This window comes from Sphingomonas sp. TREG-RG-20F-R18-01 (assembly GCF_022662475.1).
GTDB lineage: Bacteria > Pseudomonadota > Alphaproteobacteria > Sphingomonadales > Sphingomonadaceae > Sphingomonas.
In genome coordinates, this window is the sequence record NZ_JAKNQQ010000004.1 from 246,721 (window position 1) to 259,945 (window position 13,225).

Sequence of the window (13,225 nt, forward strand, 5' to 3'; positions counted from 1 at the left end):
TCTATCCTGCCAACTTTATGCGGTGCAACTGTGCGTGACCCGACTGCAGCGCCGCATCGCGCGCCGACCCGGCGGGCATGTCGAGCATGTCGTCGATCTTGCCGGCTACCGTCCCGAGTTCGCCCTGGCCGAAAAAGGCGGCAGTGCCCGCGACCTGATGCAGCGCATGGCGCAGCGCATCGATCGCGCCGGCATCGCAGGTTTCGAGCGCGATCGTCTGGTCGTACAGCGTGAACAGATTCTGCACGCGCGTGTCGAATTGCGCCTGCAGGTCCGCGTCCGCACTGGTCGCGGGGGCCGTGGCAATGGCGGGGGCACGGGTGCCGACCGCAAACCGCCGCACGATCTCGTCGAGCGCCGCCATCTGCACGGGCTTGGCGAGATGGCCCTGCATCCCCGCCGCCAGGCACGCTTCGACGTCGCTGGCATAGGCATTGGCGGTCAGCGCGACGATCGGCAGCGCTTCGGCGGACAGTCCATCGGCGCGGATTCGTCTGGTTGCTTCGATCCCGTCGAGTTCCGGCATTTGCATGTCCATCAATATCAGCGCGAAGGGTGTGCCCGCGGCGCGCGCGCGATCGACCATCGCGATCGCTTCCACGCCGGATCGGGCAATCGCCGGACGATAGCCGAGGCGGGTTAGCATAGCCTTAATCAGCGTCTGGTTGACGTCGTGGTCCTCGGCGACCAGCACGCGCGCGCCGGGCACCGCTGGGAGGACCGACGCCGGGCCGGGTTGCAGCACCGGCGGCATGGCCGCCGGGGCGTCGATCAGCGGCAGGCGCAGCGTCACCGTCGTCCCGATGCCGACCTGGCTGGTCAGCGAGATCGATCCGTCCATCAATTGCGCAAGCTGGTTCGAGATGGCGAGGCCGAGCCCGGTGCCGCCATGCCGCCGCGACGTGCTGGCATCCTCCTGGACGAATTCGTGGAAGATCGCGCCCTGTCGGTCCGCCGCGATGCCCACCCCGGTATCCGCGATCGCGACGACGATCATGTCATCGTCGCGTGCGACGCTCAGCCGGATCGATCCGTGCTCGGTGAACTTGGCGGCGTTGCCCAGCAGGTTGAGGACGATCTGCCGGAGCCGGAGCCCGTCTCCCAGCACCGCATCGGGCACGTCGTCGGCGACGTCGACGTCCAGCGCGAGCCCCGCGGTGGTCGTCAGCGGCATGACCAGCCGCGCGCAGCTGCGCGCCAGATGGCGCCAGTCGACGCGGTCATGCGCGAGCGTCACATGGCCAGCCTCGATCTTCGACAGATCCAGAATGTCGTTGAGCAGCCGCATCATCGCCTTGCCGGAATCGGCGATCATCTGCAGCTTCTGCCGCTGGTCCGCGCGCGGCTTGTCCGCCAGCAGCAATTCGGTGAAGCCGAGCACGCCGTTCATCGGGGTGCGGATCTCGTGGCTCATGTTGGCGAGGAAACTGGACTTGGCCTGCGCCGCGACCTCGGCGTGGCGGCGGGCGGAATCGAGCTCGACCTCGAGCCGCTTGCGCTCGGTAATGTCGCGGACCGACGAGATGATCTCGCTGGGTTCCCCGGTGACGGGATCGCGCACCAGTCCGCTGTTGGATTCGAGCCAGGTCCATGTCCCCGGCCGGTCGATCCGTTCGATGCGATAGGCGACGACCCGCTGCTCGGTGATCCCGGCGCCCAGGTCGCGGTGCGTCCCAAACACCTTTTCGACGTCGTCGGGATGAAAACCGCGCATCAGGTTGCGCCCGACGAGCTGTTCGGGCTTGAGACCGATCACGTCCACGACCGACGGCGACACATACCGGCACACGCCATCGATGGTCATGCGGAACACCGCATCGGTGGCATTTTCCGCGAGCAGCTTCAGCTGCTCGGTGCGTTCGCGCAGGACCGATTCGGTGGCCTTTCGCTCGGTAATGTCGAGGTTGACGCCGATCAGGCCGACCTGTCGCCCCTCGTCGTCGAATTCGTTGGTCGTGATCGATTCGACCCAGCGGATCGATCCATCGGGGCGGCAGAAGCGGAATTCGGTGCGCAGCTCACGCGCGTGCACCACGGTCTGACGCCATTCCTCCCGGATCCGCGCGAGATCGTCGGGATGGATCGCCGGAACCCATCCAAAGCCGAACGCCTCGTCGGCGGTAAGCCCCGCGACGTCCAGCCAGGCGCGATTGGCGTAGGTGATCTCGCCTTGCGCATTGGTGCGGAAAATCCCCGCCGGCGACAGCGCGGCCAGCGTTTCGAACAGCCGCTTGCTCTCCGCCAGCGCGATCCGCGCGCGGCGTTGTTCGGTGATGTCGATGATCGCCCCGATGAAACCGGTGAGCTTGCCCTCGCTGTCGAACTCGCCGCTGTTGACGCTCTGCACCCACAGTTCGCCGCCGTCGCGATCGTAGAAGGCGAAGTCGCGGACCCGCACCATGCCAGGATGGAACGCATCGACGTTGGTCTCCCGCACATAGCCTTCGGGGTCGACCAGCGCCGCCTTCCAGCCATCACCGAGCGATTCCTCGACCGTCATGCCGACCTTGTCGGTCCAGGCGCTGTTGACGTAGGTCAGTGCGCCGGTGGGGGCGGCGCGGAAAATGCCGACCGGCGACGCTTCGGCAAGGCGCCGGAAACGCGCCTCGCTGTCCTCGAGCGCGCGCTGGGTCGCGACCGCAGCGGTGATGTCCCGGATCGTGCCGATCGTTCCCCCGAAGCTGCCGTCGGGTTCGGCGAGCCGGCGGAGCGTCACCTCGATGTGGCGGCATTCGCCGGTCGCGGTGAAGAAGCGTTGCTTCAGCGTCGCTTCCTCGATCTCGCCGGTCACGATGCGGGGATATTGGGTCACGGCATGGACCCGATCCTCCGGATGGAGCAGACGCGCGGTGCTCCAGCCGAGGCTTTCCTCGACCGAATAGCCGGTCAGCTTTTCCCAGGCGCGGTTGAGGAAGATCCAGCGCCCGTCGGCATCGGTGCGGAACACCGCTTCCTGCATTGCCGCGAGCAGCGTGTCCGAAAAGTCGCGGGCGTGCTTCAGCTCGGCCCGGGTGCGGTCCCGCGCGCTGAGCACCGAGGCGAATGGGAGGCCGCAGCCGAACGCCGCAGCGAGCAGAAACTGCAGGACATGGATCCGCGCGCTGAACGGCGCCTCGATCATCCACATCGGTCCGGAACCGCGGAGCGTCTCCGCCGTCGCGATGATCGAAACCAGCAGGATCGCCGCTGCCGTCCCCACGATGCCGAGGCGAAGGGCCACCACCACCATCATCGGCACGCTCAGAAACGCCAGGGGATAGCGCGTCTGACCGAACACGACGAACGCCAGCGCGGCATAGCCCAGCAGGATGGCGACGATCTCCGGGATCCGCGCGCGATCGACCTCGTGCCGGCGCGGCCAAGCATCGATCGCGATCATCGCGACCGGGGCGGTGATCAACATGCCGAGACCATCGGCGAAGAACCAGCTGAGCCATGCCCAGCCGTCGATCCACGGTCCGGTGGGAGCGAACCGCACGGCCGCCGCCAGCCCGGACGTCGCCGGGGCGAGGACCGCGCAGTAGATCACGAACCAGACGACATCGCCGAGATTGTGCATGTCCGGCCGGCCGCGTCGGGACATCAGCAGCCAGCAGCCGAGCATGGCCTCCCCGACGTTGACCAGCGGCAGGACAAACGTCGACCGTGACGGATCGAACGATGCCAGATTGGCAGCGGTGAACCCGATCAGAGCCGCCACGATCCATCCGGCCGAGCGGTGCCATCCGCTGCGCAGGATCGCCGCGGCGAGCAAGGCATTCGGCAGCCAGAGCGCGGCGACGGTCCCGCCGGCGCGCGACAGGTTCAGGCCGACCCAGGCGAGCAGGAACACCGCGACGGCCATCGCGCAGCGCGCCGCTACCCAGCCAAGCCTGTCCGGCCACGGCATCGGCTGTTCCAGCGCATTTGGCGAAAGCGGAGCTGTCATCGTCCCTTGATGAAGGGTATGGTTTAAAGCGGCGTTGATAGCAAATCCCCCGCGCGCTGTCGTGGCCCAGTTGGCGTATGACCCGGGCTGTCCTACACGAACCATATAGGTTACATCGAGTCGCGACGGGAGGGTGCGCTGATGATCGAGAAACTGATCGAGGACGTGATCGAACGCGAAGGCGGCTATTCGGACGATCCCGCGGATGCAGGCGGCGAGACGCGCTTCGGCATCACCGCGGCCGTGGCACGGGCGCAAGGGTATCGGGGCGCGATGCGCGACCTGCCACTGGCCACCGCGCAGGCGATCTACCGCACGGTCTATTGGTCCGCCCCCCGTCTCGACGCGGTCGCGGAGCGCGCGCCGGACGTGGCTGCGATCCTGTTCGATACCGGCGTGAACATGGGGTTGGCGGTCGCGATCGGCTTCCTCCAGCGCGCGCTCAACGCGCTCAATCGCGGCGCGCGGGACTATCCCGACAACGCGGTCGACGGACGGATCGGCCCGGCGACGCTCGCCGCGCTCACCGGGTATCTCGCCCATCGCGGACCGGCGGGCGAAACGGTCCTGGCAAAGGCGATCGAGGCACTGCGCGGCGAACGCTACGTCACGCTGGCGGAGCGGCGTCCGGCCGACGAGGCGTTTCTATACGGATGGTTGGCAAACCGCATCGGTTAACGACACGGAGAAGGAGATGGCTATGCTGGACGGTATCATCGGCCCGATCGCGGCGATCATCGACAAGATCATTCCCGATCCGAAAGCGCGCGACGACGCCAAGCTCAAGCTGCTCGCGTTGCAGGGCAGCCAGGACCTCGATCAGGTCAAGACGCAGATGGCGGCAATCCTCGCCGAAGCGCAATCGAGCGATCCCTGGACCAGCCGCGCGCGGCCGAGCTTCCTGTACGTCATGTACGCCTTGTTGCTGTGGGCGATCCCGATGGGGCTGATCGCGGCGGTGCAGCCGCAGATGGCCAAGGATATCGCGGCCGGGATGAACGCCTATCTCGCCGGCATTCCCGAGCCGCTCTACGCGCTCTTCGGGACGGGGTATCTCGGCTATACGGCGGCGCGATCCTGGGGGAAGGCGCGCGGCACGGACAAGTAACCCGCCGCGTCACCCCGGCCCGCGCCGGGGTGACGGATTGCGTCGCGACTTCAGTGTGCTATCCAACTCCATCACGCCTGGAGTTGCCCGATGCGCCCGATCTTCGCCTTGTTGCTTGCCGCCACCGCCATGCCCGCACTCGCCGCACCGCCGACGATCCATGGCTATGGCAGCCTGGCGATTTCGGCGCAGGGTGACCGGGTCGCGACGGTCGACAGCACCGGGCCGGCGGCAAAGCCGATGATCACGATCCGCAGCGTGCGCGGCGGCAAGGTGCTGCGCAGCTTCGATCCGTGTCGCGGCGCCTGCGCGCTGTCGGGGCTGACCTTTGCGCCCGATGGCACGCTCGCATGGCTCGCGCGCGACCGGAGCGCGGGGACGGTGACGCTCGCGGTCGACGACGCCGGCAAGCCGCGCACCGTCGCGACGATCAAGGGCATCGCGCAGACTCCGCGCTTCGCTCCCGACGGCAAGCGGATCGCGCTGCTGGTGACGATCGGGGCCGCCAAGGAGGCTGGCGCGGCGCAGGCGGGCGTCCGCCAGATCGGCGAAATCGGCGAGAAGAGCGACGAGCAGCGGCTCGCGGTGTTCGACCTCGCGGGCGCGCCGGTGGCGGCGGACGCGGTCAAGCCGGTGTCGCCGGCGGATCGCTATATCTACGAATATGACTGGACGCCGGACGGGGCGGGGTTCGTGGTGACCTCGGCGCCCGGCAATGGCGACAACAATTGGTGGGTCGCGACGCTGGATGCGGTCGATGCGACGACGGGTGCGGTGCGCACGATCGCCAAGCCGACGACGCAGCTCAATTTCCCGCGCGTGTCGCCGGACGGCAAGACGGTCGCCTATATCGGCGGCTTGATGAGCGATTTCGGCTCGGTCGGCGGGGATGTCTGGACCGTGCCGTTCGCGGGCGGCACGCCGCAGAACATCACCCCGCGTGCGCACCTGACGGTCACGTCGCTGGTTTGGACCGACCGGGTGATCCGAGGGACGGCGCTCCGCGGTGACCAGGCCGGGTTGTTCACCGCATCGAGCGGCCAGGGCGACGGCTTCGGCTGGTCGCGCCCCGCAAGCCTCAGCGCGGGGGACGCCAAGGCCGCGTGGAGCACGAATGGGTTGACCGTCGCGACGGTCGCGCAGGATTTTACGCATGCACCCGCGATCTTTGCCGGGCCGGTGGCGGCGCCTGTGCAGATCACGCACGATAACGATGCGGTCCCCGCGACGATGACCGCGCGCTCGATCAGCTGGAAGAACGAGGGCTTCACCGCGCAGGGCTGGCTGCTCGCGCCGCTCGGGGCGGACCCGGCGAAGAAGGCACCGATGATCACGATCGTCCACGGCGGCCCGTCCGCCGCGAACACGCCCGGCTTCGGCGGCGGGTATGGCGACCTGCTATCCGCGGGCTATTACGTGTTCCTGCCCAATCCGCGCGGCAGCTACGGCCAGGGCGAGGCGTTCACCGCCGCCAACAAGCGCGATTTCGGCGGGGGTGATCTGCGCGATATCCTCACCGGGATCGACGCGGTGGAAAAGGTCGCGCCGGTCGACGACGCGCGGCTCGGCCTGACCGGGGGGAGCTATGGCGGATTCATGGCGATGTGGGCGAACACCCAGACCAACCGCTTCAAGGCGATCGTCGCGGGGGCGGGGCTGTCCAACTGGGTCAGCTATTATGGCACCAACGGGATCGACCAGTGGATGCTGCCGTTCTTCGGCAAGACGCTGTACCAGGACCGCAAGGCGTATGAGGACGTCTCTGCGGTCAATTTCATCGGCCGCGCGAAGACGCCGACGTTCATCTACGTCGGCGAGCGCGACATCGAGGTGCCGCCGACCCAGTCGATCGAATATTGGCACGGATTGAAGGACCAGGGCGTGCCGACGTCGCTGGTGATCTATCCCGAGGAAGGCCATGGCATCCGCGCGCCGGCCAATGCCGCCGATGTGCGCAAGCGGTCCCTGGCATGGTTCGACCGGTATCTGAAGGCGGGGCAGTAAGCGCCTGCCCGCCTCTCCCGGCGTAGACCGGGACCGCCGGGTCGGTCCGGCGGGCGCCTGTTGCCGTACGACCCCGGCCGGTGCCGGGGGTGACGGCTATTGCAGGGGTTTGCCCGAATCCTTCCATCTATCCAGGACTGCGGATGCGTCGGGCAGGGCGGGCGTCGGCTCCGGCGTCGTCACGGCGGTCGCGCGATGGACCACGACCGTCGGGGCGACGGCCGGTTGCGGCGGAGCAACTGGAACGACCGGCAGCGACGCGCGCACCGGTCCGGGCACGGGTTCGCCACCCAGATACGGCTGGTGGAACGCGGCGGGCGTTCCCCAATAGCCCTGCCAGCGATGGAAGAAGTGCCGCCCGATCACGGCCGTCATCACCAGGCTGCGGTTCCAGTCGGGCGTGACCGCGAACGTATGATAATGCGTCGCCAGACCGACATCGCGGGAAACGAACCCGTCGAGCGCCGCCGCCGCCACGCCCAGCGCGCGCGCCCAGGCCGCCTGATCGGGCATCCCGCGCGCCATCGCGCCGTTGCACGCGAAACTGAACTGGCAATGCGCCTCGGCCGAACCCTGATAGACGACGCCGCAGACGGTCGCGGGAAAGGCGGGATGGCGGACACGGTTGAGGATCACCTGCGCGACCGCACGCTGCCCCGCGACCGGCTCACCACCCGCTTCGTAATAGACCGCGGCGGTGAGGCATTGCACCGCACGGCCGCGATCGCTCGCGCTGGCGTGCGCGGTGGAGAACGGGGCGGCGGGGTGGACCGATGCGTCCCGACCGAGCAGACGGGCGAGCAGGGGGAGCGCAGTCGCGCCCGTGTTCGCGGGTGTCGCGCCGTCCTCGGCGTAAAAATAGGCGGCGCCGGGGAAATGATCCTCGCGGTCGAAGCCGCTCGGCGCCGGGTCGGAGAACGCCGCCTTGCGCGCCTGGTCGACGATCGCGCGGACGGCGGGATACCCGCACAGAAGGAGCGCGAGGAGCAAGGCGGTGGCCGCGAGCGTGCGCGGCCGGGCGTGGCGCAGGGGGGAGGCGAAATGCATCGAAACCCGGGTAGCGCAACTGGGTTACCAGGTTGCTGACGTTCGGGTGTTCTGCCCGGGGCGCGCGGCGGGTGGATTGCTTCGCAGCGGGAGCCACATGCCCCGCCGCGTTCCTGCGCAGGCAGGAACCCAGGGTTCCGTAGAGCACCGGCCGATGCGTTCGCGACTCCTGGGCTCCTGCCTGCGCAGGAGCACGGGTGGCCGGAGCTCCGATCGCCATACCACCGCCGGATCCGCCCCCCGGTGCCCCCCGGGCCCAGCCCGGGGTGGCAGCGCGAGTGCCGGACCTCAGCGCAGTGCCGCGGTCTCCAGCTTGAGCGACCCCGCCGGGATCACCTCGACCTGCGGATAGGCCTTGCGCAGCGGAGCGAGGAAGTCCTTCGCGTCGCCCACCACGACGATGCTCGCCGCCGCCGGATCGAGCAGCGCGCCCGCCGCCGCCTGCACCGCCGCCGGGTCGACCGCCGCGACCTTCGACACATAGGCACCGAGCTCGCTCAGCGGCACGCCCTGCACGACATAGCCGCCGACCGTGCCCGCGATCCCGCCGGTCGTCTCGGTCGCGCGACCGAAGTTGCCGACCAGCACCGCCTTGCGCGTCTCGAGCTCGGCGGGCGTCACCGCTTCCGCGCCGAGCCGCTTCATCTCGGCGAGGATGATCGACACCGTCTCGGGTGCCGACGGGTTCTTGGTCGAGGTCCGCCCCGCGATCAGGCCGGGCTGCCGGCCGGCCTGCAACGAACTGCCCGCACCATAGGCGAGCCCGCGCTTGATGCGGATTTCCTGGTTCAGCCGCGACGAAAATCCGCCGCCGAGGATCGTGTTGGCGACCGCAGTCGGATAGAAACGCGGATCGTTGCGCGCCAGCCCCGGCCGCCCGACGACGACCCCGGCTTGCCCGGCGCCCGGCAGGTCTACCACCACCACGCGCGGCTTGGGATAGGCCGGCGCAGGCGCCGCCGCCGGGGCGGTCGCGGTTGCGCGCCAGTTGGCGAAGGCGGTCTCGGCGAGTTGCCGCGCCTTCGCGACGGTGACGTCGCCGACCATCACCAGCGTCGTCTGCGCGGGCGCCCAGGTCGCGGTATAGGCGCTACGGAGATCGCCTGCCGAAATCGCCTTGAGCGACGCGGGCGTCCCCTCCAGCGGATGCCCGTACGCGGTGTCGCCGAGCACGGTGCGCGACGCGACGAGCCCGGCGAGCTGGCTCGGGTTCTTGATCGCGACCTGCACGCCGTCGATCGCCTGCGTGCGCGCGCGTTCGATCTCGTCGGGCTTGAACGCCGGGTTGCGCGCGACGTCGGCGAGGATATCGAGCGCGGGCGCGGCCTGGTCCGCCTTGACCGTGATGTCGATGGTCGAGCCGTCCCAGCTCGCATCGCTCGAAATCGCGCCGCCGAGCGTCTCGATCTGCTGCGCGATGTCGGTCGCGCTGCGCGTCGCGGTGCCCTTGGTCAGCAGGTCGGCGGCGAGGCTGTTGACGCCAGGCAACCGCGCGGGATCGTTCGCGCCGCCCCCGCGCCCGACGAGCAGTGCGGTCAGCAGCGGCAGGTCGTGCTTCTCGACGACGACGATGCGCATCCCGTTCGACAGCGCGAATTCGACCGGCCTGGGGGTGGCAGCGGCGATGGTCGGACCGGCGGCGGGCGGCGCGATCCGCTCGGCGGCGCTGGCCGGCGTGACGATCTCGACGTCGGGCGGGGTGACGAGCTGTTGCGCGACCACGCTCGACGCGACCGCGATCGTGTCGCCCTTGCTGCCGTTGGCACTTTCGGCGGGGAGATAGCGGATCGTCGCGGAACGATCGTCCTGCAGATACTTGCGCGCGACCCGCTGCACGTCGGCGGCGGTGACGCGGCCGATCTCGGCGAGCTGCCGGTCGGCGGCGTGCGGGTCGCCGTCGATGATCGTCGCCTGCGCGATCGTGCGGCCCTTGCCCTCGGCAGTCTCGCGGCCGAGCAGTTCGGCGGTGACGATCTGGTTCTTCGCCTTGGCGAGCTCGGCCGGGCTGGCCACGGTGTCGCGCATCCGTGCGATCTCGCGGTGGAGTGCCGCCTCGCCGGTCGCGACGTCCTTGCCGCTCGCCATGATCGCGATGACGGCCAGGTTGCCCGGGCCCTGCTTGACGTCGAGGTAGGTCTGCGCCGACTGGGCGAGCTGGTCGCGATAGACCAGGCTTTGGTACAGCCGCGAGCTCTCGCCCTGCGACAGGATCGTGTTGAGCACCGCGAGCGGGGCGCTGTCGGGGTCGCGATCGGCGGGGATCGGGTAGCTGATCAGGACCGCGGGAAGCGGGGTGTTGGCTTCATAGACGGTGCGGCTGATGGCTTGGGTGCGCGGTGGCTCGGTCGTGGTGACACGCGGGATCGGGCGGGCTGGGCGTTTGATCTTCGCGAAATACTGGTCGACCCACTGGTTGAGTTGCGCTGGGTCGAAATTGCCCGAGACGACCAGCACCGCATTGTCGGGCCGGTAGAAGGTCGCATGGAACGCGCGCACGTCGTCGATCTGCGCGCTGTCGAGATTGTCGATGCTGCCGATCGTCCCGCGCGCATAGGGGTGGCGGGTGTAGCTGATCGCCGGGAAATACAGCGAGAACAGCTTGCCGTACGGGCGCGCGTTGGTGTTCTGGCGGAGTTCCTCCTTCACCACGTCGCGTTCGGAGGCGAAGCTCTTGGGCTCAACGACCAGGCTCGCCATGCGGTCGGCTTCGGCGAAAAGCAGGCGGCGGAGATGGTTGGCGGGGATCGTCTCGTGATATTCGGTGTAGTCGTCGTTGGTGGACGCATTGTTGTTGCCGCCGACGTCCTCGGTCAGCCGGTCCATCTGTTCGGACACGAGGTTGCGCGTCGCCTTGAACATGAGATGTTCGAACATGTGCGCAAAGCCCGAGCGGCCGGCGGGATCGTCCTTCGAGCCGACATCATACCACATCTGGACCGACACGTTGGGCGTGCTGGTGTCGCGGATCGCATAGACGCGCAGGCCGTTGGCGAGCGTGCGTTCGGTAAAGGCGATCGGCTTGACCGCGGGGGCGGGGGCGGGGGCGGTTGGTTGCGCCTGCGCGAGCGTCGCGGGCAGCAGGGCGGCGCCCAGCAGGAGGGCGGCACGGGACAGACGCATACGGGGAAACTCCGGCGAGCAGATCGATGCGCCACTGTGTTGCCGGGGGGTGCCGTGTGTCAATCGCGCGGGCGCGCGTCGCGTCTCCGTCTCCCGCTTCCCCGGCGAAGGCCGGGGCCCAGTAGCGGAGGTTTTTGTAACGGGCACAGCGCCTGACACCTCATTTCTCACTCCTGGGCCCCGGCCTTCGCCGGGGAAGCAAGATAAGGAAGCGGCAATGGGCGTTGTTGCCTGGAGATGGCGTGCAGCGATCGTAGGGAGGGTATCCAGCGATACGGCTGCGCCTTTAGCGCCTTCTCCGTACGACCCCTTCCCCGGCGAAGGCCGGGGCCCAGTAGCGGAGGTTTTTGTAACGGGCACAGCGCCTGACACCTCATGTCTCGCTACTGGGCCCCGGCCTTCGCCGGGGAAGCAAGATAAGGAAGGGGCAATGCGCGTTGTTGTCTGGGGATGGCGCGCATCAGTCGTACGGAGGGTATCCAGCGATACGGCCGCGCCTTAAGCGCCTTCTCCGTACTACCCCTTCCCCGGCGAAGGCCGGGGCCCAGTAGCGGAGGTTTTTGTAACGGGCACAGCGCCTGACACCTCGTGTCTCCCTACTGGGCCCCGGCCTTCGCCGGGGAAGCGGTGTACTGAAAAGCGATCGTTACGCCACCGCTCGTATCAGGGCTTGCTGCGATCCCGGTTGGTGTACATCAGCACCGCCGCCAGCGCGGCCGAGCCGACTCCCACGCCGATCGCGATCGGCACGAGCGGCCAATTGTCCCGGGCCGCGCCCTTGGCTGCCTCGGCGGCGTCGCGGACTCGCTTGTGGTCGCGGGCTGCCGCTTCGATTTCGTTGATTTCAGCCATGATTCCCTCTCGACTTTACATCTGCGCGTTCCCCGCCTTGTACGCCTGTCGGAACGCATCGGCGAAATGTTTAAGACGCTGCTCCGCTATCGCCGCGCGAAGGTCCGCCATCAACCCCTGATAGAACCACAGATTATGTTCGGTCATCAGCATCGCGCCGAGGATCTCCTGCGAGCGCACGAGATGATGGATGTACGCGCGCGACCACGTCCCGCACACCGGGCAACCGCACGCCGGGTCGAGCGGACCCTGATCCTCGGCAAACTTCGCGTTGCGCAGGTTGATCGGTCCGTTACGGGTGAAGGCCTGACCGGTGCGCCCCGAGCGCGTCGGCATCACGCAATCGAACATGTCGATCCCGCGCTCGACCGCGCCGACGATGTCGTCGGGCTTGCCGACCCCCATCAGATAGCGCGGCTTGTCGACCGGCAACTGATCGGGCGCGAAATCGAGGCAGCCGAACATCGCTTCCTGCCCCTCGCCGACCGCGAGCCCGCCGACCGCATAGCCGTCGAACCCGATGTCGATCAGCGCGCCCGCGCTGTCGCCGCGAAGCGTCTGGTCGAGCGCGCCTTGCTGGATCCCGAAGATCGCGGCACCCTCGGCATGGGTGCCGCCGCCATCGAACGCATCACGCGACCGCCTCGCCCAGCGCATCGAGCGCGCCATCGCGGCGGCCTGGACTTCGGGGGTGGAGGTGGTGGGAACGAGCTCGTCGAACGCCATCACGATGTCCGAGCCGAGCAGCCGCTGGATCTCGATCGAGCGTTCGGGGCTGAGGGTGTGGCGCGTGCCGTCGAGGTGCGACTTGAAGGTCACGCCATTCTCGTCGCGCTTGGTCAGGTCGCTGAGGCTCATCACCTGATAGCCGCCGCTGTCGGTAAGGATCGGGCGGTCCCAGCCCATGAAATCATGCAGGCCCCCGAGCCGCGCGACGCGTTCTGCGCCGGGGCGGAGCATGAGGTGATAAGTGTTGCCGAGGATGATGTCCGCGCCCGCCGCGCGGACGTCGGCGGGCTTGACCGCCTTGACGGTCGCGGCGGTGCCGACCGGCATGAACGCGGGGGTGCGGATCGTGCCGCGGCGCATCGCAATTTCGCCGGTGCGCGCCTTGCCGTCGGTCGCGGCGATGGTGAAGGCGAAACGGGGTCGGTCTGTCATGTCTT

8 protein-coding genes are annotated in these 13,225 nt (G+C 68.5%); 3 read left to right on the forward strand and 5 right to left on the reverse strand.

Annotated features, from left to right (window positions below; all coding sequences use genetic code 11):
- Window position 1 precedes the first annotated feature (1 nt).
- Window positions 2-3,928 carry a PAS domain S-box protein gene (locus tag L8K25_RS13385; protein ID WP_242139487.1) on the reverse strand — a complete coding sequence of 1,309 codons (3,927 nt, stop codon included), beginning with the start codon at window positions 3,926-3,928 and terminating at the stop codon, window positions 2-4.
- Between the two features lie 138 nt (window positions 3,929-4,066).
- On the opposite strand from L8K25_RS13385, the gene L8K25_RS13390 reads away from it, so the two are divergent.
- The 3 genes from L8K25_RS13390 (at window position 4,067) to L8K25_RS13400 (ending at window position 7,040) form a co-directional block, all read left to right on the forward strand.
- A complete protein-coding gene (locus L8K25_RS13390; RefSeq protein ID WP_242139615.1) occupies window positions 4,067-4,606 on the forward strand; it encodes an N-acetylmuramidase in 540 nt (179 codons plus the stop codon).
- A 16-nt stretch (window positions 4,607-4,622) separates the two neighbouring features.
- Window positions 4,623-5,036, forward strand: a complete 414-nt coding sequence (locus tag L8K25_RS13395; RefSeq protein WP_242139488.1) for a holin family protein — start codon at window positions 4,623-4,625, stop codon at window positions 5,034-5,036.
- Between the two features lie 90 nt (window positions 5,037-5,126).
- Complete coding sequence (locus L8K25_RS13400; RefSeq protein WP_242139489.1) at window positions 5,127-7,040, forward strand: S9 family peptidase; 1,914 nt, start codon at window positions 5,127-5,129, stop codon at window positions 7,038-7,040.
- 96 nt (window positions 7,041-7,136) lie between these two features.
- On the opposite strand, the gene L8K25_RS13405 is transcribed toward L8K25_RS13400, so the two are convergent.
- The 4 genes from L8K25_RS13405 to tgt all read right to left on the reverse strand — a co-directional run bounded on the left by L8K25_RS13405 (window position 7,137) and on the right by tgt (window position 13,220).
- Window positions 7,137-8,087 carry a cell wall hydrolase gene (locus L8K25_RS13405; protein WP_242139490.1) on the reverse strand — a complete coding sequence of 317 codons (951 nt, stop codon included), beginning with the start codon at window positions 8,085-8,087 and terminating at the stop codon, window positions 7,137-7,139.
- Window positions 8,088-8,375: 288 nt separating this feature from the next.
- Window positions 8,376-11,207, reverse strand: coding sequence for a pitrilysin family protein (locus L8K25_RS13410; protein ID WP_242139491.1), 2,832 nt, complete (start codon window positions 11,205-11,207; stop codon window positions 8,376-8,378).
- A 663-nt stretch (window positions 11,208-11,870) separates the two neighbouring features.
- Window positions 11,871-12,059 (reverse strand): hypothetical protein, encoded by a 189-nt coding sequence (locus tag L8K25_RS13415; protein ID WP_242139492.1) that lies wholly within the window; start codon window positions 12,057-12,059, stop codon window positions 11,871-11,873.
- A gap of 15 nt (window positions 12,060-12,074) precedes the next feature.
- Window positions 12,075-13,220 carry a tRNA guanosine(34) transglycosylase Tgt gene (gene tgt, locus L8K25_RS13420; RefSeq protein WP_242139493.1) on the reverse strand — a complete coding sequence of 382 codons (1,146 nt, stop codon included), beginning with the start codon at window positions 13,218-13,220 and terminating at the stop codon, window positions 12,075-12,077.
- Window positions 13,221-13,225 lie beyond the last annotated feature (5 nt).

Bases quoted from the DNA above. Each gene is read 5' to 3' on its own strand.
- L8K25_RS13385 (WP_242139487.1), bottom strand. From the start codon at position 3,928: ATGACAGCTCCGCTTTCGCCAAATGCGCTGGAACAGCCGATGCCGTGG.
- L8K25_RS13395 (WP_242139488.1), top strand. From the start codon at position 4,623: ATGGCTATGCTGGACGGTATCATCGGCCCGATCGCGGCGATCATCGAC.
- L8K25_RS13400 (WP_242139489.1), top strand. From the start codon at position 5,127: ATGCGCCCGATCTTCGCCTTGTTGCTTGCCGCCACCGCCATGCCCGCA.
- L8K25_RS13405 (WP_242139490.1), bottom strand. From the start codon at position 8,087: ATGCATTTCGCCTCCCCCCTGCGCCACGCCCGGCCGCGCACGCTCGCG.
- L8K25_RS13410 (WP_242139491.1), bottom strand. From the start codon at position 11,207: ATGCGTCTGTCCCGTGCCGCCCTCCTGCTGGGCGCCGCCCTGCTGCCC.
- L8K25_RS13415 (WP_242139492.1), bottom strand. From the start codon at position 12,059: ATGGCTGAAATCAACGAAATCGAAGCGGCAGCCCGCGACCACAAGCGA.
- tgt (WP_242139493.1), bottom strand. From the start codon at position 13,220: ATGACAGACCGACCCCGTTTCGCCTTCACCATCGCCGCGACCGACGGC.